The sequence below is a fragment of the Haloarcula hispanica ATCC 33960 genome (assembly GCF_000223905.1).
GTDB lineage: Archaea > Halobacteriota > Halobacteria > Halobacteriales > Haloarculaceae > Haloarcula > Haloarcula hispanica.
Window position 1 is genome coordinate 2,690,188 of record NC_015948.1, and the last position, 22,682, is coordinate 2,712,869.

Annotated in this window: 27 protein-coding genes; 13 read left to right on the plus strand and 14 right to left on the minus strand. The window is 63.4% G+C overall.

Annotated features, from left to right (window positions below):
• Positions 1 to 35: 35 nt before the first annotated feature.
• Complete coding sequence (locus HAH_RS13595) at positions 36 to 2,054, minus strand: glycoside hydrolase family 15 protein (RefSeq protein ID WP_014041438.1); 2,019 nt, start codon at positions 2,052 to 2,054, stop codon at positions 36 to 38.
• 172 nt (positions 2,055 to 2,226) lie between these two features.
• Here HAH_RS13595 and HAH_RS13600 point away from each other — a divergent pair, with 172 nt between their 5' ends.
• Positions 2,227 to 3,279 (plus strand): TrmB family transcriptional regulator, encoded by a 1,053-nt coding sequence (locus HAH_RS13600; protein ID WP_014041439.1) that lies wholly within the window; start codon positions 2,227 to 2,229, stop codon positions 3,277 to 3,279.
• A 36-nt stretch (positions 3,280 to 3,315) separates the two neighbouring features.
• Here HAH_RS13600 and HAH_RS13605 read toward each other — a convergent pair whose 3' ends face one another.
• Positions 3,316 to 3,789, minus strand: a complete 474-nt coding sequence (locus HAH_RS13605) for a type IV pilin (RefSeq protein ID WP_014041440.1) — start codon at positions 3,787 to 3,789, stop codon at positions 3,316 to 3,318.
• A 108-nt stretch (positions 3,790 to 3,897) separates the two neighbouring features.
• Positions 3,898 to 4,896 (minus strand): glutathione S-transferase family protein, encoded by a 999-nt coding sequence (locus HAH_RS13610; RefSeq protein WP_014041441.1) that lies wholly within the window; start codon positions 4,894 to 4,896, stop codon positions 3,898 to 3,900.
• Between the two features lie 222 nt (positions 4,897 to 5,118).
• Here HAH_RS13610 and HAH_RS13615 point away from each other — a divergent pair, with 222 nt between their 5' ends.
• Together HAH_RS13615 and HAH_RS13620 are read left to right on the plus strand one after the other, a co-directional pair.
• Positions 5,119 to 5,652 (plus strand): 50S ribosomal protein L16, encoded by a 534-nt coding sequence (locus tag HAH_RS13615; protein ID WP_023843429.1) that lies wholly within the window; start codon positions 5,119 to 5,121, stop codon positions 5,650 to 5,652.
• A 252-nt stretch (positions 5,653 to 5,904) separates the two neighbouring features.
• Entirely contained in the window at positions 5,905 to 6,102 is a 198-nt protein-coding gene (locus HAH_RS13620; protein ID WP_014041443.1) for a hypothetical protein, read from the plus strand.
• Between the two features lie 57 nt (positions 6,103 to 6,159).
• Here the strand turns inward: HAH_RS13620 and HAH_RS13625 are convergent, their stop codons facing one another.
• Complete coding sequence (locus HAH_RS13625) at positions 6,160 to 6,591, minus strand: universal stress protein (protein WP_044952305.1); 432 nt, start codon at positions 6,589 to 6,591, stop codon at positions 6,160 to 6,162.
• 189 nt (positions 6,592 to 6,780) lie between these two features.
• Here HAH_RS13625 and HAH_RS13630 point away from each other — a divergent pair, with 189 nt between their 5' ends.
• Positions 6,781 to 7,644, plus strand: a complete 864-nt coding sequence (locus HAH_RS13630) for an ATP-grasp domain-containing protein (RefSeq protein ID WP_014041445.1) — start codon at positions 6,781 to 6,783, stop codon at positions 7,642 to 7,644.
• Between the two features lie 55 nt (positions 7,645 to 7,699).
• On the opposite strand, the gene HAH_RS13635 is transcribed toward HAH_RS13630, so the two are convergent.
• Positions 7,700 to 8,086: an Hsp20/alpha crystallin family protein gene (locus HAH_RS13635; protein WP_004590910.1), complete on the minus strand. Its 387-nt coding sequence runs from the start codon at positions 8,084 to 8,086 to the stop codon at positions 7,700 to 7,702.
• 200 nt (positions 8,087 to 8,286) lie between these two features.
• On the opposite strand from HAH_RS13635, the gene gap reads away from it, so the two are divergent.
• Positions 8,287 to 9,291 carry a type I glyceraldehyde-3-phosphate dehydrogenase gene (gene gap / locus HAH_RS13640; protein ID WP_014041446.1) on the plus strand — a complete coding sequence of 335 codons (1,005 nt, stop codon included), beginning with the start codon at positions 8,287 to 8,289 and terminating at the stop codon, positions 9,289 to 9,291.
• A gap of 327 nt (positions 9,292 to 9,618) precedes the next feature.
• Positions 9,619 to 10,824, plus strand: a complete 1,206-nt coding sequence (locus HAH_RS13645) for a phosphoglycerate kinase (RefSeq protein ID WP_014041447.1) — start codon at positions 9,619 to 9,621, stop codon at positions 10,822 to 10,824.
• Here the strand turns inward: HAH_RS13645 and HAH_RS20000 are convergent.
• Positions 10,821 to 10,967 (minus strand): hypothetical protein, encoded by a 147-nt coding sequence (locus tag HAH_RS20000; RefSeq protein ID WP_008307600.1) that lies wholly within the window; start codon positions 10,965 to 10,967, stop codon positions 10,821 to 10,823. The genes HAH_RS13645 and HAH_RS20000 overlap by 4 nt on opposite strands.
• A 128-nt stretch (positions 10,968 to 11,095) precedes the next feature.
• On the opposite strand from HAH_RS20000, the gene HAH_RS13650 reads away from it, so the two are divergent.
• Positions 11,096 to 11,674: a riboflavin synthase gene (locus HAH_RS13650; protein WP_014041448.1), complete on the plus strand. Its 579-nt coding sequence runs from the start codon at positions 11,096 to 11,098 to the stop codon at positions 11,672 to 11,674.
• On the opposite strand, the gene HAH_RS13655 is transcribed toward HAH_RS13650, so the two are convergent.
• The gene (locus tag HAH_RS13655) at positions 11,671 to 12,705 is read right to left on the minus strand and encodes a PrsW family glutamic-type intramembrane protease (protein WP_014041449.1); all 1,035 of its coding nucleotides are present in this window, start codon (positions 12,703 to 12,705) and stop codon (positions 11,671 to 11,673) included. The genes HAH_RS13650 and HAH_RS13655 overlap by 4 nt on opposite strands.
• Before the next feature lie 163 nt (positions 12,706 to 12,868).
• Between HAH_RS13655 and pdxT the strand changes: the two genes are divergently transcribed.
• From pdxT to HAH_RS13670, 3 genes are all read left to right on the plus strand, one after another.
• Entirely contained in the window at positions 12,869 to 13,462 is a 594-nt protein-coding gene (gene pdxT, locus HAH_RS13660; RefSeq protein ID WP_014041450.1) for a pyridoxal 5'-phosphate synthase glutaminase subunit PdxT, read from the plus strand.
• 36 nt (positions 13,463 to 13,498) lie between these two features.
• Entirely contained in the window at positions 13,499 to 13,795 is a 297-nt protein-coding gene (gene hisE, locus HAH_RS13665; protein WP_014041451.1) for a phosphoribosyl-ATP diphosphatase, read from the plus strand.
• 63 nt (positions 13,796 to 13,858) lie between these two features.
• On the plus strand, positions 13,859 to 15,796 hold the full coding sequence (locus HAH_RS13670) for a response regulator (RefSeq protein ID WP_014041452.1): 1,938 nt from the start codon (positions 13,859 to 13,861) through the stop codon (positions 15,794 to 15,796).
• 8 nt (positions 15,797 to 15,804) lie between these two features.
• On the opposite strand, the gene HAH_RS20330 is transcribed toward HAH_RS13670, so the two are convergent.
• Both HAH_RS20330 and HAH_RS13675 read right to left on the minus strand, forming a co-directional pair.
• Entirely contained in the window at positions 15,805 to 15,936 is a 132-nt protein-coding gene (locus HAH_RS20330) for a hypothetical protein (protein WP_014041453.1), read from the minus strand.
• A gap of 103 nt (positions 15,937 to 16,039) precedes the next feature.
• On the minus strand, positions 16,040 to 16,357 hold the full coding sequence (locus HAH_RS13675) for an ASCH domain-containing protein (RefSeq protein ID WP_014041454.1): 318 nt from the start codon (positions 16,355 to 16,357) through the stop codon (positions 16,040 to 16,042).
• A gap of 94 nt (positions 16,358 to 16,451) precedes the next feature.
• Between HAH_RS13675 and HAH_RS13680 the strand changes: the two genes are divergently transcribed.
• Positions 16,452 to 17,447: an NOG1 family protein gene (locus HAH_RS13680; RefSeq protein WP_008307588.1), complete on the plus strand. Its 996-nt coding sequence runs from the start codon at positions 16,452 to 16,454 to the stop codon at positions 17,445 to 17,447.
• Between the two features lie 133 nt (positions 17,448 to 17,580).
• Here HAH_RS13680 and HAH_RS13685 read toward each other — a convergent pair whose 3' ends face one another.
• Positions 17,581 to 18,294, minus strand: coding sequence for an SIMPL domain-containing protein (locus tag HAH_RS13685; protein WP_014041455.1), 714 nt, complete (start codon positions 18,292 to 18,294; stop codon positions 17,581 to 17,583).
• Between the two features lie 61 nt (positions 18,295 to 18,355).
• Complete coding sequence (locus tag HAH_RS13690; protein ID WP_014041456.1) at positions 18,356 to 19,636, minus strand: TIGR00341 family protein; 1,281 nt, start codon at positions 19,634 to 19,636, stop codon at positions 18,356 to 18,358.
• A 147-nt stretch (positions 19,637 to 19,783) separates the two neighbouring features.
• Here HAH_RS13690 and engB point away from each other — a divergent pair, with 147 nt between their 5' ends.
• Positions 19,784 to 20,401, plus strand: a complete 618-nt coding sequence (gene engB / locus HAH_RS13695; RefSeq protein ID WP_014041457.1) for a GTP-binding protein EngB — start codon at positions 19,784 to 19,786, stop codon at positions 20,399 to 20,401.
• A gap of 285 nt (positions 20,402 to 20,686) precedes the next feature.
• On the opposite strand, the gene HAH_RS13700 is transcribed toward engB, so the two are convergent.
• Together HAH_RS13700 and HAH_RS20335 are read right to left on the minus strand one after the other, a co-directional pair.
• Positions 20,687 to 21,709: a tyrosine-type recombinase/integrase gene (locus HAH_RS13700; RefSeq protein ID WP_014041458.1), complete on the minus strand. Its 1,023-nt coding sequence runs from the start codon at positions 21,707 to 21,709 to the stop codon at positions 20,687 to 20,689.
• Positions 21,706 to 21,828 (minus strand): hypothetical protein, encoded by a 123-nt coding sequence (locus HAH_RS20335; RefSeq protein ID WP_255359480.1) that lies wholly within the window; start codon positions 21,826 to 21,828, stop codon positions 21,706 to 21,708. Before HAH_RS20335 ends, HAH_RS13700 begins: the two co-directional genes overlap by 4 nt.
• Positions 21,829 to 22,185: 357 nt before the next feature.
• On the opposite strand from HAH_RS20335, the gene HAH_RS13705 reads away from it, so the two are divergent.
• Positions 22,186 to 22,434: a type IV toxin-antitoxin system AbiEi family antitoxin domain-containing protein gene (locus HAH_RS13705; protein ID WP_014041459.1), complete on the plus strand. Its 249-nt coding sequence runs from the start codon at positions 22,186 to 22,188 to the stop codon at positions 22,432 to 22,434.
• Positions 22,435 to 22,439: 5 nt separating this feature from the next.
• On the opposite strand, the gene HAH_RS13710 is transcribed toward HAH_RS13705, so the two are convergent.
• Positions 22,440 to 22,676 (minus strand): hypothetical protein, encoded by a 237-nt coding sequence (locus tag HAH_RS13710; protein ID WP_014041460.1) that lies wholly within the window; start codon positions 22,674 to 22,676, stop codon positions 22,440 to 22,442.
• Between the last annotated feature and the right edge of the window lie 6 nt (positions 22,677 to 22,682).

Below are 22,682 nucleotides of genomic sequence, written 5' to 3' on the forward strand. Positions count from 1 at the left end.
AAAAACCACTCGCGGGCACTCAGCGGCTCGGCAGTTCACTCGCGGGCGCTCAGCGGCTCGGCAGTGAGCGCCTCGGCGTCAGTGAGGTGGGCGACGGTTGCCAGCCGGAGCGCGTGGGGCCAGCCGAGCGGCGTACCACAGTCCGGCGTCCCGTCGTCGAACAGTTGCTCGGGGAGGTAGCCGCTGGACTGGACGAGCGAGCCACCGGGAAGGATCTCGTCCAGCAGGTCCCGGGACCGGGCGTAGGCCGCCGTCGCTCGGCTGTCGTCGGCGTCACGCAGGAGCGCACCCAGCTGGGCGGCACTGTTTGCGCCCCACGCCGTCGAGACGGTCCAGACTTTCTCGCGGTCCTGCGAGCCGCGCCGCCAGTCGTCGCCCTCGAAGCGGATGAGACCACGGATGTCGCCGGTGTCCCGTTCCAGCCCGTCGAGTGTCGTCTCGACGTGGGTGTAGAGCCGGTCACGGGTCGCCGCCGGCAGGTCGATGGCCTCGGCGGCGACGCGACAGGCGGCGGGGAGGGCCAGCGTCGCGGAGTCCAGTCGGTCGTCGATGGTCCCGTCGTGTTCGCGAAGGGCGTAGCGGTCACCGGTCCACAGCGCGTCCAGCGAAGACAACACCGTCTCGGCCTGTGAACGGGCGTGATCCCGGAGCGCGGCGGAGACGGGTGCGCGGGCGACGGCCGCGTAGGCGTGCAAGAAGGTTGCAGCGGTGTGCGTGAACCGACCCTGCATGTTCTCCCAGGCGTTCTGGCAGGCGATGGGGAGGCCGTCGTCGGCCAGCGTGTCGTCGATGCTCTCGACGGCACGTCCGAGCGTGGCTTCGATGCACTCCGGGTCGGCCGGCTCGCCGGTCCGGAGATACGTCGCGAGGAAGGTGGTGACGCTTGCGGTCTGGTCGGCCTGGTAATCGGCGTCCGAACCGCTTTCGAGCCGGGCGTTCGCCCAGCCCGGCGCGAGCGTCTCGTCGCCGGGCCAGACCCGGTGGGGCCAGCTGCCGTCCGGTCGCTGCGTGCGACAGTAGAACGCGGCGGAACGCTGGTGCCACGGCGATAATCCGAGGTCGAACGTCCCGTCAGCTTCGAGCAGGAACGCCGAAATTTCGGCGTCGTCGCGGAACCACGTATAGCCGTACCCGCCGGAGGTGACGTAGTACGGGTCGAAGTCCGGCGCGGCGATTCTGGCCCCGTTCGCAGCCGAAAGCAGCGAGAGGACCCGGAGGTCGGCGACGACACTCTCCCGGTTCGGCGTCTCTGCGGGCACGCTCCAGCGGCGCTGTGCCTGCCCTGCTTCGAGCAGTGTCTCCGAAGTGTAGTGGTCGCTCACCAGACGGTCGATGGTCGACAGCGCCGTATCGCGGTCGGTGTCGTCCGCGTCCGTCAGCAGCGTCGTCAGCGTGACGCCACCGTCGACGAACGGCGCGGACAGCAGGACGCCGCCAGTTAGCGTCGTGTCCTCGTACCGTCGCTCCCCGGTCGCCCGTGGGAACGAGACTGGGTCGTCGTCGACAAGTTCGGGGAACCGCTCGGGAATCTGGCCCTGAACGGCGTCGAGTTCGGTAGAGACGCCGACGAAGTCGTGTTCGGAGCGATGGTAGGCCTCGACGGTGTTGCCGTGCATCAGCAGGCTCTGTTGGCCGTCCCGTCCGTCGGGTGCGAAATCGACAAACGCCCGAAGCGATACGTCGGCGGGGACATCGCCGCGAAGTTCGAACCGGGTGACGTGGGCCTGCTCGATAGTGCAGTCCGTCTGGACGACGGCCCAGTCGCCGCAGTCGTGGATAGTCTCGACGACGCCAGCGTCACCACGATACCGCTGGTCGGCGTCGGCGTCGAACCACGTCGTCGAACCCGTGTCGATACCGAACCGCGAGCGGTCGATCCCCGTGAGCCCACACAGCGGATAGGAGTAGTCCCGCAGTGAGCCATCGCTGTCGACGTGCACCAACCGGCTGTCGAGTCCGGAGAAAGTGCCCGTCGTAGAGCGGAACTCGCCCGGGAACTGGTGGCGGCGGTCCCGGGTCCGCTTGAAGTCGTTAAGTGCCGTCCGGAGCGTCATTGGTGAGAGACACCACTGCGGGGGATATAAAATATGGTGTAATAGTTTTTCATTCTTGTGAGCTCGGTGTGGGCCAGTCGACGATACGGCCCATTGGGGCGGCTTCGGAGGCGTTGGCGGGCCACATAGCACCGAAACACAGTTATCCGCCGCCGTTACCAGATGTGAACAGATGGACGATTCGACTCTCAGGGACAGGCTGGGGCAACTGGGCCTGTCGGAGAAGGAAGTCGACACGTACCTGTCGATTCTCGGCAGCGGCGAGGCCACGGCCAGCGAAATCGCCGACGACACCGGGGTCTCCAAACGGTACGTCTACAGCATCAGCGAATCGCTCGAAGACCGTGGGTTCATCGAGGTCAACGACCACGTCGTGCCCACGACGATACGCGCTCGGCCGCCCGAGGAAGTCATCGACGCCCTGACCGACCGACTCGAAGAGATGAGCGGTGCGCTCGATTCCAGATACTCGGCGAGTGCGCGGGAACCACAGCAGTTCGACGTCATCAAGTCCCGGGTGACAGTCATCAAGCGACTCACGGAGTACATCAGAAACGCGGAACGGGAGATCATGCTGTCGGTTCCCCAGCAGTACCTCCCGGAGATCTCGGAGGAACTGGTCGCAGCTGTCGACCGCGGCGTCCTCGTGATGCTGGTCGTCAGCAGCGCCGACGGCCTGGAACCGGACGACGTGCGCGGGCTGGCCTCCGTGGTCCGGTCCTGGAACCAGCCGATGCCGATAATGCTCACCGTCGACGCCCAGTTCGGCCTCGTCTCCCCGGCGGAGATGGTGACACGGACTAACTCCGACCAGCGGGCCATCGCCTTCGTCCAGCAACAGCTCGTCCCCGTGCTGTCAGGGTCGTTCCTCGGGAACTACTGGCTGATGGCCACCGAGGAGACCGTCACCGACCCGGCCCCGCTCCCAGCCACCTACCACGACTTCCGCCACGCCGTCCTCCAGGCGACGCTCCACCTGCGCGCCGGCCACGACATCCACGTCTCCGCCGAAGTACGGGCAGTACAGGCGGACGACGACACAACGACCATCGAAGGGACCGTCGTCGAGACGAAACAGGGCGTCGCCGAGCCACAGACCAACTCCTACCCCATCGAACACACGCTAGTCGTCGACGTCGGCGACCGGACTGTCTCGCTGGGCGGCTCCGGGTCGTTCATCGAAGATTACGAAACCGACGCGGTCACGCTCTCGCTGGCCGAGTGAGGAGAGCCGGTCCGACAGCGGGGCCGAAACGCCCGCTCAGTTACGCTGGCTCGGGTCCGGCCACCGGTAGATGACGTATGTTTCCGATTCCGGTTCGTCCGCTGGGTTCCAGACGAGTCGAAGCGTCGCGTCGCTCAGGTCCAGATGCTCCCCGCTCGTGATGCCGGCGAACTGTCCCTGATGTATCGTAATTTCTGTCCCCGACGTAATCCGCGTCGAGGCCTGTGCCTGTATCGGATCGGTGTCAAGCGTCACGTCGCTGCCGTCGGAACTCCTGGCATCGGAGACGACGACAGTGAGGTTGTCCCGGTAGACGGTTTCACCGCTGCTGAAGCTGAGGTTCAGATACTCCCCGTTGCCGGTGGTCCGCTCGCTGTAGTCGGCCACGATAGCGACCTGCGGTGCCTGCGTGGGTCGCTGCTCGCTGAAGCCGAGCGCGAACACACCGATGGTGGCAGCGAGAATTGCAGCAATTCCGACGAGGATAACGACACCGATGACTGGGCTCACGGCCCGACGTCGCCCGTCTACCCGACTCATTGAACACAGGTGAGAACGGGGTATATAAAAGGAACAGCGTCGACTCAGCGTTCGATATCCGGCCGCGAAACTGCCCGGTTACGCCGTCGGGAACAGCGTCTCGGGCAGGTCACCGGGGAGTTCGTCGCGGTCGTGGTCGGCCTCGAAGTCGGGGTCGGGTCCCATCGGGACGATTCGCTTCGGGCTCACGTCGGGGTGAGTGGTGTAGTAGTGCTCCGTGATGTGGTCCATGTTCACCGTCTCGGCGACGCCGGGGAGCTGGTAGAGGTCCCGGAGGTACGGCCAGAGGTTGTCGTACTCGCGGATGAGCTTGTGGTTGCACATGAAGTGGGTGTGGTACACTTCGTCGAAGCGCACGAGCGTCGTGAACAGACAGATGTCCGCCTCGGTCAGGCGGTCGCCGGCGAGGAAGCGCTGGTCTTCGAGGACGCTGTCCCAGTGGTCCAGCGCGTCGAACAGTTCCTCGACGGCCTCGTCGTAGGCCGACTGGCTGTTCGCGAAGCCACAGCGGTAGACGCCGTTGTTGATGGGCTCGTAGATGTCGTCGATGATCCGGTCGACCTCGTCCTGATAGCCTTCGGGGTAGAGGTCGACGTCGTTGTCGGCCACGTCGTCGAACTCAGTGTCGAGCATCCGAAGGATCTCCTCGGACTCGTTGTTGACGATGGTCTCTTCCTGTTTGTCCCACAGCACCGGCACCGTCACGCGGCAGGTCGCGTCGTTGTCGGCCGCGACGTAGACCTCGCGGAGGTAGTCCGATCCGTTGACCGTATCCGGCGTGCAGCCGTCCTTGTCGGGCGTGAACTGCCAGCCGTCCTCGCCGCGGAACGGGTCGACGTAGTCGACGGTGATGGCGTCTTCGAGTCCTAGCAGTTTCCGAGCGACCAGAATCCGGTGGGCCCACGGACAGGCGCGGCAGGCGTACAGGTGATACCGGCCCGCCTCGGGCTGGAACCGCGCGTCGGGGTCGTCCTCGACCCGGTCTCGGAAGGTGGTGTCCTGCCGGTCGAAAGCCCCGTCCTCGTCTGTCGTTTCGTACGCGTCAGTCCGCCACTCGCCGTCGACGAGCATATTCATGATAACCAATCGTACGCGCGCGAGTGGTAAAAGAGCGCGGTGACAGCGGTGTTACCGGACCAACACCGATGTTCCCGATGGTACCGAGAGCAGGGACTCCAGCAACGGTCAGTCCGGGGCCGCTGGCGGTCGCGCGCCAGTGTATGGGACACCACGGCACGCCGCCGGGCGGGTTCGAAGCCCTTATTGGGCCGCTCGGCGACGTATTCTCCAAGAGTACCTATGTCGGACAAACCCGCCTCAATGTACCGGGACATCGACAAGCCCGCGTACACCCGACGCGAATACATCACAGGCATTCCCGGGTCGAAGATCGCACAGCACAAGATGGGCCGCAAGCAGAAGGACGCCGACGACTACCCCGTCCAGATCAGCCTCATCGTCGAGGAGACCGTCCAGCTCCGTCACGGTTCGCTGGAGGCCTCCCGCCTGTCGGCCAACCGCCACATGATCAAGGAGCTCGGCGAAGAGGGTGACTACAAGATGACCCTCCGGAAGTTCCCCCACCAGGTCCTGCGCGAGAACAAGCAGGCGACCGGTGCTGGGGCCGACCGTGTCTCTGACGGGATGCGCGCCGCCTTCGGGAAGATCGTCGGCACCGCCGCCCGCGTCCAAGCCGGCGAACAGCTGTTCACCGCTTACGTCAACGTCGAGGACGCAGAGCACGTCAAGGAAGCGTTCCGCCGCGCATACAACAAGATCACGCCCTCTTGCCGCATCAAGGTCGAACGCGGCGAAGAGAAGCTGATCGCGTAAATCGGTCAACAACGTCTTTTGACCGTTCGCAGAACACGGCGAAGACCTGCTGGTCGCGTAAGTCAAACAGTGTTCGCTCGCCGTTCGCAGGGCGAGACGTCCGCAACTCGTCGCCCTTTGCCTCGTTCTCCGTGCCGCTCCGTAGAATACTGAGTCGTATCTCAATCGCGAACCCATACACTCGGAGCGTGCTTCTTGCTCTATGGTACCAGCACCCATAATGTTCTTGCACCCGTTCCACGTACCACCAGTATGGTACTCAGAGTCATACTCCTGGCCCTTGGCGTCATCGAACTGCTCCGCCCCCGGAAGGTCGTTGACTTCTGGATGGGGCTGGCGGCGACGAACGGTGACGAGATAGACCTGCGCCCGTGGGTGTACAGCGCCGCCCGAGTCGAGGGCGCGCTCCTCGTGCTGTGGGTACTCCGACGAAGTCGTAGCGGCGGGTGACTCAGCAGAACGGCCCGCCACACCACACGGGTGACCGGCGCTGCTAGCGGGTGCCCGCTACGTATCGCCGGACAGTCGGACCGTCAACACCGGCGCGTCCGCCGTCCGAACAACTTTCTCGGTGACGCTCCCCAGCAGAAACCGATCCAGACCGCTCCGCCCGTGGGTTCCCATAACGATCATATCGACACCCGCCGTCTCGGCGTAGTCGATAATCTCCTCATAGGGGTCGCCCATTCGGTGCTCGGCAACAACGGCCGCGCCGTGGGCGGCGATATCGTCGATAGTCTCGTCGATGACCTGCTCGGTCTGTTCCTGCAGCGATTCGATGGTCGTTGCTTCTGCCGCGGCGCTCCCGAGATACGTCGAATCGACGACAGAGAGCACGTGAATCGTCGCGTCGTGCGTCTCCGCCAGTTCGAGTGCGTGTGAAAGCGCTTCGTCCGCGCCGTCACTGCCGTCCGTCGGGAAGAGAATGTCGTCGTACACGCGTGGTCTATTATTCCCCGGCATACTTAGCGTTTATCTGTCATTTCCGCCAATAGTTGCGTATGCATCCATTATATGCCGCAATTCTGTGGCTGGCGAGAATAGGTACGCGACGCGCAGCAGAGTCCGGTCACCGTGTGCCGAGAGCGGCTGCGAGCGTGTTTTATCTCTCCACGACAACTGCAAGCTATGTACAGGCTGGCCGTCGCCACGAACGCCGAGACCTTCGAGCGGATGCAGGGGCCGCTGGCGGCCCGTGACATCGAGGTGGGCCACGTCAAGACAGCTGAGCGGACGCTGGCGCTCGACGAGAGTCCCTTCGACGAGTACGACGTGGGCTTCGTCTATCCCTCCCGAATCATGGAGGGAGCGGTCGCCGACGCCATGCTGGACGTGCCATGGGTCAACGACCGCGAGGCTATCCTCCGCTCGCGGAACAAGGCCGACGTGCTGGCGCGTCTCGGCCGTGCGGACGTCCCCGTTCCCGAGACCGTCGTCGTGTCGAACCCGGCGAGCGAGGCCGAGCTGACGGCGGCCTTCGAGCGATTCGACCCGCCCGTGGTCGTGAAGCCGAACTCGACGACCCGCGGCGTCGGCGTGGCCAAGGCTCACGATCTGGATTCGTTTCTCGGCATCGTCGACTACCTCGATCTGGTCCACGACTACCGCGCGGTCGGCGATCAGTCGTTTCTCGTTCAGGAGTACGTCGCCGACGCCGCCGACTACCGCGTGATGGTCGTCGACGGCGAGTACGTCGGCGCGGTGGAGCGCCGCCTCCCCGACGCGAGCCGCGCGCAGGGCCGGTGGAAACACAACGTCCACCGCGGGGCCGAAGCCGAAGGGCAGGAACTGCCAGCGGCGCTACGGGAACTGGCCGAAGACGCGGCCGACGAACTGGAGATTCCGTACCTCGGCGTCGACCTGCTGGTGACCGAGGACCGCGCAGTCGTCAACGAGACGAACGCCCGCCCGACAATCGACTCGGCGACGAAGTACGAGGACGGCTTCTGGGACGACCTGGCGGCGTTGATACGGCAAACGGCTGAGCAGTAGCGAAGCAAGCGCACTGGAGTGGCGCGCGGAAAATCAGAACCGTGTGCCGGGCGTGCTACAGTTCGATGTCCGCGGAGTCCTCTTCGGGGTCGAAGGTGACTTCGAGGATGCCGTTGTTGTACGTCGCGGCGGCTGAGTGTTCGTCGACGCGGGTCGGCAGGGTCAGTCGTTCGTGGTACTCGCGCTCCGGACTTTCGGCGTTGATCGTGAGGACAGTGCCGTCGCACTTGAGGTCGATTGCGTCCTTGTCGACGCCCGGAACGTCGGCGACGACCCGGATCTCCTCGTCGGTTTCGTGAACGTCGACGTGGAGGTCGGCCCCACCGCCACCGGTGTCCCGGTCGATGTGGACGTCGCCTTCGGCCCCCATCATCTCGTCCATCATCCGCTCTATTTCCCGGAAGAACTCGTCGAACGGGTCGTCACTGTCATCGCGTCTCATTCCTACCAATCAGTACGTCCGTCCGTTTCAAAAGCCTTCGGACGAATATAGTACCTGTTACCAGACGCCGTCGAGGGGTACTCTCACACGAACGGCCACCTTCACTATTAATCATTCGCGCTCGAACGCGCATAAACAAACACAAATTTACAACAAATCCGAAAACACTTTACACTGACCGACTGCCTCTCTAGACACCAATGAGTGAGCCAGTCCGCGTCGGCCTCAACGGCTTCGGCCGTATCGGCCGCAACGTATTCCGCGCATCGTTACACAACGACAACGTCGAAGTCGTCGGTATCAACGATGTGATGGACGACTCGGAAATCGACTACTTCGCCCAGTACGACACCGTCATGGGTGAACTCGAAGGGGCCAGCGTCGACGACGGCGTCCTCACGGTCGAGGGGACCGACTTCGAAGCAGGCATCTTCCACGAAACAGATCCCACACAGCTCCCGTGGGACGACCTCGATGTCGACGTGGCCTTCGAGGCGACCGGCATCTTCCGCACCAAGGAGGACGCGAGCCAGCATCTCGACGCCGGGACCGACAAGGTCCTCATCTCCGCCCCGCCGAAGGGCGACGAGCCGGTCAAGCAGCTCGTCTACGGCGTCAACCACGACGAGTACGACGGCGAGGATGTCGTCTCGAACGCCTCCTGTACGACCAACTCCATCACGCCGGTCGCGAAGGTCCTCGACGAGGAGTTCGGCATCAACGCCGGCCAGCTAACGACGGTCCACGCCTACACCGGCTCCCAGAACCTGATGGACGGCCCGAACGGCAAGCCCCGCCGTCGCCGTGCGGCCGCCGAGAACATCATCCCGACCTCGACCGGTGCCGCGCAGGCGACCACCGAGGTCCTGCCCGAGCTTGAAGGCAAACTCGACGGGATGGCTATCCGCGTCCCGGTGCCGAACGGCTCCATCACCGAGTTCGTTGTCGACCTCGACGACGACGTGACGGAGAGCGATGTCAACGCCGCCTTCGAGGAGGCCGCTGCCGGCGAACTCGAAGGCGTGCTGGGCGTCACGAGCGACGACGTCGTCTCCTCGGACATCCTCGGGGACCCGTACTCCACGCAGGTCGACCTGCAGTCGACGAACGTCGTCTCCGGGATGACGAAGATTCTCACCTGGTACGACAACGAGTACGGCTTCTCGAACCGGATGCTCGACGTGGCCGAGTACATCACTGAGTAAACGCAGAAACGATTTGCGGCGTCAGGAAGGTTTATAATTATTGTTCACTAAAGATGTTGCACACATAGAGTCCGAACCGGTGTTTGCCCACTGGTCGACTCTGTGTGTCAGCACAGACAGTTGTGCCCCCAGTCGGCATCCTGTGACCCGGTGCCGGCTGTGTGCGACAACGGTGTCCCCATCCCGACTCCCACCCCACCCTCACTCCCACCCCTCTCCCCATTTCTACGCTGGTAGCCAGTGCAAACAACGACGGTAGCTCCCGACAAGCCGCCCACTGTTCGGACTCGGAAACCGTTAAGCGGTCGGCAGGTTTCCTCCCGAGTGATGACCTTCCAGACGCTCGACGACCTCGACGACGGACAGCGCGTCCTCGTTCGCCTCGACCTCAATTCACCGGTAGAGGACGGCACGGTACAGGACAACCGACGGTTCGACCGCCACGCGGAGACGATCAGCGAACTCGTCGACCGCGGGTTCGAGGTTGCAGTGCTGGCCCACCAGGGCCGTCCTGGCCGCGACGACTTCGTCTCGCTTGCCCAGCACGCCGACATTCTCGCGGAACACATTGACCACGACGTGGATTTCGTCGACGAGACCTACGGGCCGCAGGCGATTCACGACATCGCGGCCCTCGACGGCGGCGACGTACTCGTTCTGGAGAACACGCGGATGTGCGACGACGAACTGCCGGAGGAAGACCCGGAAATCAAATCACAGACGGAGTTCGTCCAGACGCTCAAAGACGAGTTCGACGCCTACATCAACGACGCCTACTCCGCGGCCCACCGCTCGCACGCCTCGCTGGTGGGCTTCCCGCTGGTCATGGACGCCTACGCCGGCCGCGTGATGGAAACCGAGTACGAGGCCAACACCGCCATCGCCGAGAAGGAGTTCGACGGGCAGGTGACGATGGTCGTCGGCGGGACGAAGGCCACGGACGTCATCGACGTGATGACCCACCTCGACGAGAAGGTCGACGACTTCCTGTTGGGCGGCATCGCCGGAGAACTGTTCCTGCGAGCCGCTGGCTACCCGGTCGGCTACGACATCGATGACGCGAACCTCTACGACGAGCAGTGGGAGCAAAACAGCGAGAAGATCGAGTCCATGCTCGAAGACCACCGCGACCAGATCACGCTCGCGGTCGACCTGGCCTACGAGGACGAGAACGGCGACCGCGCCGAGCAGGCCGTCGACGACATCGAGGAAAAGAGCGTCTCCTACCTCGACGTCGGGAGCGAGACCGTCATGGAGTACTCGCCGATCATCCGGGACTCCGAGGCCGTCTTCGTGAAGGGCGCACTGGGGATGTTCGAGGACGAGCGGTTCTCGGTCGGCACCGCCGGCGTGCTCGAAGCCATCGCCGACACCGACTGCTTCTCCGTCGTCGGCGGCGGCGACACCTCACGAGCTATCGAGATGTACGGGATGGAAGAAGACGAGTTCGGCCACGTCTCTATCGCGGGCGGGGCCTACATCCGGGCGCTGACCGGCGCGGAACTGGTCGGCGTCGAAGCGCTACAGCGTTAACTGCGGCCTTTCGTCTCCGCGTGTCGCAGGTCCCAGTCCTCGATTAGTTCGTCGGGCACCTCGACGATTCGCCCGGTTTCGGTCGGCTCCGTCCGTGCGTGACGGCCAGTCCAGTCGTGGTCAGCGTCGGGCGTAGCTGCCATACACCGCGCTACCAGCGGCGAGGATAAATTCCTTCCGCCAAGATATTGTAAGTAATTACTCGGTTCCGAGTCTATATTACGTCTCCGGGAAGCCAAGTGCTTTCCGCCAGCCGTGCTGTATCTGGGGTATGTTCACCGGAATCGTCGAGACGACCGGCGAGGTGCAGGCGGTTATTGACGACGAGGGCGGGCGTCGGATGCGGATCGGCGCGCCGTTCGAGGGACTCGACCACGGCCAGTCGATCAGCGTCAGCGGCGTCTGTCTCACCGTCGAGAAGGCGGCCGACGGTGAGTGGTTCGAGGTGTTTCTCGCCCAGGAGACCCTCGCCCGGACGTTCTTCGATGACCTCGACGGCGGTGACCGGGTGAACCTTGAGCGGGCGATGCCGGCCGACGGCCGGTTCGACGGCCACATCGTGCAAGGCCACGTCGACACGACGGCCGAGATCGTCGGTATCGAACAGGAGGGCGAGGACTGGACGTTCACGTTCTCCCTGCCCGAGGCCCATCAGGACTATCTGGTTCAGAAAGGGTCGATAACGGTCGACGGCATCAGCCTGACCGTCGCCGACCGTCGCTCCGAGGAGTTCGACGTGGCGATCATTCCGACGACGTACGCCGAGACGACGCTGTCGGAGAAGTCGGTCGGCGATCCAGTCCACTTAGAGGTCGACGTGGTCGCGAAATACGTCGAGCAGTTGGTCTAAGGGTCGAACTCGGTCTGTTCCGGGCGAAGCGCAGTCTCGTCCGGGTCCTCGTGAGCGCGCCTGTAGGCCCGCCGGTAGGCGTGAACCTTCTTCAGCAACAGCAGGCCGAAAAACGAGTCGTACACGATGACGAAGCCGAAGAACGCGACGAGGAAGTTGACGTTGTAGATGCCCGCCAGGATAGCTGTCACCGGGCCGGCCAGCGTGTTGTAGACGGCGTGGATGAGCGAAGCGATGAGCAGTCCCTTCAGCACGATTGGGCCGGCGTCGTCGGGGTTGAACTTCGCCAGACCGAGGTAGTAGCCGGCGAAGGCCGAGTAGATGACGTGGCCCGGCCCCGCGAGCGCTCTGATCGCGGTGATGTCGCTGCTCGCGGCGAGTAACTCGACCGTCCCGGTAGCCATCTCGGCGTTCTGTGTGATGTACAGCGCGTTTTCGATAGTCGCAAAGCCGAGACCGGCGACAGCGCCGTACACCGCACCGTCGACGACGGCGTCGAAGCGGTTGTCGCGGAAGGCGTACAGGCGTACCGCCAGCAGTTTCACGGTCTCCTCGACGGGACCGACGATGAGGAAGAAGACGAACACCTGACCGAGGAACGGCACGAGCCCGAACCCGGAGCCGATTGCCTGAACCGGCTCGCCGAGGAACCCGTTGAGAATACCGGCAAAGCCGGCAAACAACACTCCGAGCAAGAACGTTCCCACGAGCAGCGTCAGTGGTTCCTCCGTAGTCACATCAGCGTAGTAGATGTAGGCCGCGAGTCCGAGCGCCGGCACGGCAGAGAGGATGGCCATCCCGGCAAACAGCGGCTGGTCGCTGAGCGCGCCGAGGCTCCCGAACGCGACCTGCAGGAGGAGGATCAGAATGGCTGCAAGGATGACCAGATACCGCAGCGTCCGTATTCCGATGTGGTAGAGCCAGTGGGCGAACCGGTCCAGCCTCGACCGGGGCTCCCAAGTCGATATCTCATAGAGGTCTGCCGACCCGTCCGCGTTTACCTCGACCGGGTCCTGCCGTCGCTTTCCCATGTGCCACGTCTACAGGCCGCCTCACCTAACCGTTTGGTTCGACTATATCCGAACGGACACTGAGCGGCGTCGTAGACGACAACGGAGGAGTCAAAGACGGCCCTGCTACCGGATCTTTGCAGGAGACGAGAGGCTTTTCGCACAGGCACACTAACGGGGACGTATGACGCTACGCGCGGGTGTACTCGCGGTTCAGGGCGATGTCTCTGAACACGGAGACGCGATCAGGCGGGCGGCAGCGGCCCACGACCAGACGGCGGAGGTCGTCGAGATACGCGAGTCCGGGGTCGTCCCCGACTGCGATGTGCTGTTGCTACCGGGCGGGGAATCGACCACGATATCGCGGCTCATCCACCGGGAGGGCATCGCCGACGAAATCCAGTCCCACGTCGACGCCGGCAAGCCGGTGCTGGCGACGTGTGCCGGGCTCATCGTCAGCGCGAGCGACGCACAGGACGACCGCGTCGACACGCTGAACGTCATCGACGTCTCCGTCGAGCGCAACGCGTTCGGGCGACAGAAGGACAGCTTCGAAGCTCCACTGGCGGTCGAGGGTCTTGACGACCCGTTCCCGGCGGTGTTCATCCGCGCACCGGTCATCGACTACGTCGGCACGGACGTCGAAGTGCTGGCGACGTGGGACGACCACCCAGTCGCGGTCCGTGAGGGACCGGTCGTCGGCACGTCGTTCCACCCCGAACTGACCGAAGACCCGCGCATCCACGACCTGGCCTTTTTCGACTCGGTGGAGTCGTAGCGACGGCCTGAAGGCCCCGCTGACCGAACGGCGGCTATGAGCGACGACACCGGCGACGTTATCGACGAACTGTTCGCTGTCATCGAGGACCGCAAGGCGAACCTTCCCGAGGACTCCTACACGGCGTCACTGTTCACCCACGAGAAGGGCGAAAATGCCGTTCTGGAGAAGCTGGGCGAGGAGACGACGGAGCTGATTCTGGCGGCCAAAGACGACGATACCGAAGAGCTCGCCCACGAATCGGCCGATATCGTCTATCACCTGCTCGTTCTGCTGTCGATGAAAGACATGGACGTCGACGATTTGCGTGCAGAACTGGCCAAGCGGCGGTAAGGCGACCCGTCACCAGGTGAGGGGCGCGATAGATTGACACTGACACAGTTCATATCAGGAGGCATGGGCCATGTGGCGTCGGGCATTACAGTCCTCTGTGTCGATGACGAACCGTCGTACGCAGACCTGATCGCGACACATCTCGAACGCAACGACGAGGCGATCGACGCCACCGGAGTCACGAGCGCTACGGACGGACTATCGTATCTGGATGCGCACGACGTGGACTGCATCGTCAGCGACTACGATATGCCCGGCATCGACGGGCTGGAGTTTCTGGAGGCGGTCCGTGCCAGAGACCCGGATATGCCGTTCCTGTTATTTACCAGTCAGGGGAGCGAGTCGCTCGCAAGCGAGGCAGTCACGGCCGGCGTCACCGATTACATTCAAAAAGTGCAGGGGTCCCAGCAGTACGCCGTGCTCGCGCAGCGGATCCGAAACACAGTCGAGCGAGTCAGAGCGAAAGCAACGGCCGATACCGCACAGGAACGGACGAAACGGATTCTCGACGCAACGAGCGATGCGGCCCTCATCAGCGTCGCCGACACCGTCGTATACGCGAACCCGGCGGCGGTGGAGTTTTTCGGCGCAGCAGACAGCGACGACCTCTGTGACCGGCCACTGACTGACCTCGTCGAACCGACAACGGACGGCGGGACCGAGACCGTTGAACGCGTCGTCGAGAACGGCCAGACGGCCGGCCAAGTCAGCCGGACGATACGGACCCTCGCTGGCAACAGCGTGCAGGCCAGCGTCACGGCGTGTGACGTGACCTGGGACGGCGAAGACGGCACAGTGTCGGTCATCAGCGACCGGGGCGATACGGACGAGCGCGAACAGCGGCTCGAAGCGCTGCACGAGGCCACCCGGCAGTTGATGGCCGCCGAAGTCCACAACGAAGTTGCCGGGATCGGCGTCAACGCGGCCGCGGAGATTATCGGGCTCGACGCGAATGCTGTCCACCTCCTCAACGACGACGGGGAGTTAGAACCCGTCGCCGCGACCGCATCGGCTCGAGAGTTGGTCGGTGATATCCCGACGTTCGGGCCGGGCGACAGCATCGCCTGGCGGGTGTACGAGCGTGGCGAAGCGACCGCAGTCCCCGACGTGCGGCTGGAAGAGGACGTGCAGAACCCCGAGACACCGATACGCAGCGAACTGTATCTGCCGCTGGGGGAACACGGCATTCTCATCGCCGCATCGACGACCGTCGATGCATTCGACGAGGCAGACATCGTCGCTGGGCGGGTCCTCGCGGCGAACATGGAGGCGGCTCTCGCCGCCGTCGAGCGCGACAGACAGCTCCGTGACCGTGAGCAGGAACTATCGACGCAAAACGACCGTCTGGAACAGTTCGCGACAGTCGTCAGCCACGACCTTCGCAACCCTCTCAACGTCGCTATCGGCCGGCTGGGCGCGCTGAAAGAGGAGTGTGACGACGACAGCAATATGGCCGCGATAGAACAGGCTCTCGAGCGGATGCAGGCGCTGATTGACGACCTCCTGTTACTGGCCCGGACCGGCGACGACATTACAGAGATGGAAACGGTGGCACTGGCGACAGCAGTCGAGGACTGCTGGGAGGTCGTCGATACCGGCGACGCGACGTTGGTGGTCGACACCGACCGCAAGATACAGGCGGACATGACGCGGCTCAAACAGTTGCTGGAGAACCTGATCCGAAACGCCGTAGAGCACAGCGCTACGGACAGTCGGATTCAGTCCGGTGGTACCGATAAACACGACATACCAGGCGTGACAGTAACGATTAGCGAGATTCCGGGCGGGTTCGCAGTCTCGGATGACGGCACAGGCATCCCCGAAGCCGACCGGGAGGCGGTGTTCGAAAGCGGCTACTCGACGACAACTGACGGCACCGGGTTCGGGCTCTCGATTATCTCACAGATCGCCGCTGCGCATGGCTGGACAGTCACCCTCACTGAAAGCGATGCCGGCGGCGCACGCTTCGAGTTTACCGGCGTCGACGTGGTATCGGAGTAATAGGGCGCTCAGTCGTCGTCTGCGTCGCGAGCTTCGCTCATGTGCTCCCAGATTTCGGTGCAGCCACAGCCATCCGCAACGTCCGCGAGATGCGCCCGCTCCGGATCGTCCGCTTTCGACTTGCTCATCGTCTCTGTCATGTAGTTACTGATAGTTACCGTAGTTGATAAGGGTTGTCTGCGGCGCGGTGGCAGCCCGCTCGGCCGTCAATTCAGTTGCCGGTCGTCGTCAGACGGTCCCGCCTCACTCGTCGACTGGCGCGAACCGATGCCGGACGACCTCGCTGTCGTCGTCCCACTCAAAGCTGCCATGGACTTTCTTCATCCGTTCTTTGTACGCGTCGAGGTCTTCCGACCCCTCACGCTGTGCGTCCTCGTCGGTCATGTCACCCAGTGTCCGGTGTGTTACGTCTGTCACCGCGAACTCGGTGCCGTCGATCTCGAACGTGTCGCCCTCGTCGGCGTACTGGTGGCCGCGGTGCATCTGAGTGACCCGCCCCTCAGCAGCCATCTGCTGGACGTGGTCGTTGGGCAGAATCTCGCCGGCGTCAATCTGTGCCATGCCGGAACTGTGTCCGGGACGCTCAAAAACGTGACTCGCAACAGTTTGGGGAGCGATTGAATGCGCTTTTACGCTCCGGCCGTCAACGTGACCTATGAGCCATCCCTTCGAGGGTCTGCCGACGACGCCCACCGCCGAGGAGCTCGTGGACAAAGCCTTCTCGCGGGCGTCGCGCGCCGGCGGGGCCAAGGACGGGAACGAAGCCCAGCAGTCGATGCTGATGACGGCGTCGAACATCGCCTCCGACAACATGGAGAACGTGGTGACGGCGTGGCCGACGATCGACGATCTGGACCCCTTCTATATCGAACTCGCCGACGCGGTCATCGGCGAAGCCTACCCCGCAGACAACGACCCCGGTATCGACGCGCTGAAACAGCACCTCGCAGAGGTTTCGTGGGCCGCCGACAAGGTCGTCGAGATCCGCCAGGAGTACGAGAGCCGCGTCGCCCGCGGCGACATCGACACCGCCCGGAAACTCCGCAAGCAGGCGTTCGCCCGTATCGCCGACGTGGTCGAGGAGGTCGAAGACAACCTCGCCGCCATCTCGACGGCGCACAACGCCCTCAAAGACATCCCCGATATCCGCCCGGACGAGCCGGCCATCGTCGTCGCCGGCTACCCCAACGTCGGCAAGTCGTCCTTTGTCAACCGCGTCACGCGGGCCGACAACGAGATCGCCTCGTACCCGTTCACGACGACGCAGATCCGCGTCGGGCACTTCGAGGACCAGCGTATCCGCTACCAGCTGGTCGACACGCCCGGCCTGCTCGACCGGCCGCCGGAGGACCGCAATGAGATCGAGTCACAGGCCGTGAGCGCGCTCGAACACCTCGCCGACGCAGTCCTCGTGTTCGTCGACCCCAGCGGCGAGTGTGGCTACCCGCTCGCAGACCAGTTGGAACTGCGCAACGACATCGAAGCGCGCTTCGACGTGCCTGTACTGACGATTGCGAACAAGAGCGACCTCTCGACGGACGTGGAGGCCGACCACTACATGAGCGTCACCGAAGACGACAACGTCGACGGCGTGTTGCAGGCCGCTATCGACGCGGTGGGGTACGAGATCGAACTGCCGTTTGACGAATAGCGAGACGCCGACCAACGGGAGGCGTCTCGAACACTCCGAGCGGGGAGCGAAGCGACCCGCGAGGACTGCGGTCACCAACGGGAGGCGTCTTGATCAATCCGAACAAGGAACCGCAGTGGCGAGTCAGAACGGCTTACTCTAGTTCGTACGTGACACTGACGGAGGCGTCGACGGTGACATCGCCGGGCTGGATGCTCGTCCGTCCGCCGGCATCACTGGCGGCCATCGCTTCCGCGTACACGACGGGGCGGCCGTGGTCGCTGGTCTGAACCGTGACGGCGTCACCGACGGACCGATCCTCCGCAGCGGCGACGACTTCGGCGTCCGTTCGGGCGTTGTCCATCGCGGTCGTCAGGGCTTCTTCGCGTGCGGCCTGTCGCGTCTCCTCGCTCAGGGAGTAGCGCACGCCCTCGACGCGGTCAGCGCCGGCGTCGACTGCGGCATCGATGAGTGTCCCGGCAGTCGAAACGTTGCTCGTCTCGGCTTCGACGGTGTGGATCGCTACGTAGCCGACCTGTTCGCGGCCCTCTCGACTCTCCTCGTACTCGGGGCGGATCTGGAACCGCGAGGAGGTCACGTTCGCGCCCTCGTCTTCCAGCGCCGACGTAATGGCGTCAGCATCACCGCTGAGATTGTTGCGCGCCGCTTCGGCGGTCTCACCGCGGCCCACGGCGGCGACGGTGACGGTTGCACGGTCGGGCGCGCGTTCGACGGTCGCGTCAGCGTTGACGCTCACGGTCGAATTCGTCGACGGCGCGACGGCTCCGGTGTCCGCGAGTGCGAACCCGACGCCACCGGCGACGAGCAGTGCCAGGACGCCAGCGATTGCGAGTGGTCGTGATACCATATCGTCCCCGACACGCCCAACGGTATTTATGTCACCGAACGGTCAAAGTCGGTTTTGAGCGTCAGCCGTTCCGCTCGACAGTGACGTAGCGAACTTCCGTCGCAACGTCTCGGCCGGCCGCGTCATCAGCCAGAGCATCCAGTTGGTCGACAAGCAGTGGCTGCTCCGCGTCCGGCGGCAGACCGACAGTGACGATGACGCGGCGCGGCTGTTGGAAGATCGCAGTGTTGGTGTACTCGATTTCGACCGTCAGCACGCGAGCCGGCGAGTCGACGCTGCCCTGGATGGCGTCGCGGATGTCCGACTCCGTCGTCGCCTGCTGGTAGGAGTCGAAGGTGACGCCGCCCAGGAACGCCGACAGGACGAGTATCGACAGGACGAGGACGCCGATCCGTTTGACAGTCGCCGACCGTGCGTTGCTCTCCTGAAACCAGTGTTCCGGGCGGTAGCCCTGATACCAGAGCCCGACGAGCACTGCGAGGTTGATCGAGAGGACGTTCACAAGCAGCAACACGGCGGACCCGAGGCTGACGAGCGGTTGGCCCCACGCGATACCGATGCCGACCGTGGCCGCCGGCGGGATGAGCGCGACGGCGATCATGACGCCGACCAGTGCCGTCGAGACGCCGCTGGTGAGGCTGACGACGCCGGCCGCGCCAGCGCCGAGCGCGACGATCAGCGAGAGGAAGTCGGGGGCGACCCGCTCGCGTATCTGGCCGACTGTGGTCACATCGGCGAGCGGCGGGATGACGTTGGCGTACCGGACCAGCAGGGCAAAGACAGTCGCGCTTGCCACGGCGAGTCCGAGCCCGACGGCCTGGAGTTTGACGCCCTGAATGAACATCTCGTGGTCGTCGACGACGGTGCCGACGTTGGCGGTCATCGCCGGGCCGATGAGCGGCGCGATGACCATCGAGCCGACGACGACGGCCGGGGAATCGAGCAGGAGCCCGGCGGTCGCGATAATCGCGCTGATGATGGTCATGAGCGCGTAGTTCGACATCGAGGGAGCGAGGTCGTTTGCCTTCGAGGTGAGTTCCTCTCGCGCGATGCGGTCTTCGTCTTCCTCCTCAGCGTACTTCTCCTCTAGTTCGTCGAACTGGCTGGAGATGACGGTGTTCGCGTCCACGACGACCGTATAGCCGTCGTCGTTGATACCGACGTTCCGCAGCTCTTCGAGGACTGGTTCGAGTGCGTTGGTCGGGACTGGAAAGGTGACGACAGCGGTGAACTCCCGCCCGCTCGTCTCGTCGGTGAGCACGTAGTCGATGCCCTCCTCGGCCAACACGCCCAGGACGGCGTCTCGCTTTCCGGTCGGAATCAGTATCTGTACCAGCCGCACGGCTCCGGGTGGGACCCGCGAGGGTAAAAAAGCGGCTAGTTAGCGAGTCCCGGGTGCAGAACTGGAGCGAAACGCCGCCGTGAATCACGAAACAGTCGGTCCTCGGGAAACGAACGCGCTTTTCCCCGCCGGCGGAGTACACGGGGTATGTTCGAATCACGACCGGACCGGGACGCCGAGGTGGTGCTCGTCGGTCGGTCAAACGTCGGGAAATCGACGTTGATGCGCGAGATAACGGGCCACACGTTCGACACGGGCCAGCGACCCGGTGTCACGCGTTCGCCCAACCACTTCGACTGGGCCAGCGCCGATTTCGTCATCAGTGACCTCCCCGGCTTCGGGTACATGAAAGGCGTCCCCGAAGACGTCCGCGAGGAAATCAAGACCGACGTGGTCCAGTACGTCGAGCGGAACGCCGAGCATATTCTCGTCGGTATCCTCGTCGTGGACGGCAAGTCGGTCATCGACATCATCGACCGCCACTCCGGCCCCGACGAGATCCCACACGACGTGGAGATGTTTCATTTCCTCCGGGAGGTCGGTGTCGAGCCGGTCGTCGCCGTCAACAAGATGGACAAGGTCGACGACAAGGACGACCGCTTGAACGAACTCTGTGACCGACTCGGACTGCACCCGCCATGGCAACAGTGGCAGGAGACTATCGCGCCGATCAGCGCGAAGCGCGGCTCCGTCGAGCCGCTGAACGAGGCCGTCCGGCACCACCTTCACGAGGCCCAGCGAGACGATCTGTTCCAGTTCTTCTGAACGACTCAGCGGGTCGACCCGCTGCTCATCCGAAACCAAGGCCGATACCGACACACCGGTGGTTTCGTCTATCCTCCTGGGACGGGTTTTCCCCTCCTGACAGCGTCTCGAATCACTACCGGCAAAGCTGCTGCAGCCAGAACGGAGACACAATTCGACGGTATGTCGATTATAAAGAAGCGGCGGCGTGTTGCGATTACCGAACAAGCGAAATTCGCATGGACTCGCCGGGTAGTAGTCTGAAACTTACACGACAACGAGGGGTTGTGTTTAGTAATGGTCATGTTAGATTCGCTCCAGTTGCTTCTTTCGAACCGCCATTTTCTCCTGATTCGTCCGCACGTCGTAGTGCTCGTACAGCACTTCGAGCGATACGTCGCATCGCTCGCTGACGATCTCCGGGGACACGTCGCTATTCAGGTGGTAGGTGATACTGCCACGCCGGAGTCCGTGGGGTGACCGGGAAGACGGGCACTTACTGTGGGCCGCACGCGAGCCCAGTGCCTCGCAGGTCGACGGGTCCGACGGATCAGCGTCGTGAGGACACCCATTGAGAACGCACGGCTGGGTGAGCTTGTTCACCCACTTGTAGATGGTATCACCCGTGGGCCGGCCGTGCTGCGAGGTGATGAGTGGCTTCCGGCCGTAGTCGTCAGTCCGCTCGTAGCGGTCAGGGTTGTCGAGATAATCGTCGACGACCTGGTAATCGCTCGGACCCAGGTAGACCCACCGCTCGCCGTCTTCACCGTTCTTGAGTTTCGTTCCCTCGTCGATTCGATGCTCCAGCACCAGCGCGTAGTCGTCGGGACGAAGATCGTCAACGTCCAGTGACCGCAGGGCCGACCGGCGCATCGCCGTCTTCCACAGGATCAGGAAGACAACGTGATCCCGGCTCGCATAACGGTACTCGTGAAGGTAGTCGAGTATCCGATGTGCCCGGTCTGCACTCAGGTGGACTTCGCGGCTTTCGGCTCCGTCGGGCAGCTCGGGGGCATGGACCTTCTCGGCCAGCCCATCGTCGACGCCCTCAATGTCGGCCCAATATCGGAGCGCTTCACGAATCGTCGATAGTTGCTTCTGGAGGGTCAGCGCCGCGATGTCTCCCCGTCGCCATGCCACGAAATCAGCTAAGTCGCGGCCGGTGAGGTTGTTCAGGTTCTCGATGTCGCGCTCCTCACACCATTCGTTGAAGAACCGAAGTCGCGTCTTCGCGTTCCGCATCGTACTCTCGCGAACGGACGGTTCGCGGTGTCGGAGGAACCGCTCGATACCGTCTTCTGGCGAGAGATCCATCAGATCCTCACTCATGCTTGCCCCCGCTTTCGCTTCCGGTAACAGCCCAGACAGCGGGACTCACCGGGATAGCAAAAGTTCTCGCAGCCGTCCGTCTCACACTTGTCCACGTCTTCGATGACGCGGTCGCTCACGCACGCTCACCTCCAGACGGGACGTACCGGTCTCCGCAGGTTGGTCGACTGGCTATACCGCTGCTCGTTGGGCTACTTTCAATAGCCCGCTCGTTCTCGTCTTTCATGGGTCGTCTAAGCCTCAAACGGGAAACGACCCACCCGGCGTGTGCCAGCACGCCGGACCTTTCTGGTCCGATGGGCGGGTCACTTCACCTGTATAACGCCTCTACTGAAATACTTTTCTGTGAATTGCACAGATTAATCTGTGCTACTACGCTGAGATACAAGTGATTGCAAATAGATGTCTAATGCACCGATACACCTATGAGTTCCACAGCCACACCGCTTGATGTGCCTAGGCAGCGTGCTGATTGGATGACTCAGACTGACGAAGCCATTCTGGAAACGATTCGAGATGAAGGGAACATGACTCCCCAAGCTCTCGATGATACTTTCGACATAGCCGCTGCCAACTACGCCCGTGATCGACTCTCTGAGCTTACCCGGTACGGGTTGGTTGAGAAGATCGGACGCGGTCTCTACCGACTGACCGATGACGGGCGTGCATTCCTCAACGAGGAACTCGACGCCAGCGAACTCGCACCTGTCGAAGACGCCGGCTGACATTCTTACACCCCCACGAGTCGTGCCGTCACGTCACCGGCCCATTCCGGCAATTCGAGATCGGCTAACTTGCCGTCGCGCCAGCTCGTCACGATCTCGGTTTCACCATCTCGGGTCAGGTCGACGCGCCACTTCCGGCCGTCTTCGGCGGTGATGTCGAACCGAGCACCGCCGTTCCCGAGGGCTTTGATGTGCTCAACGTTCACCTCTTCACCAGTGTAGACTTCGATTGTTCCTTCCATACACTG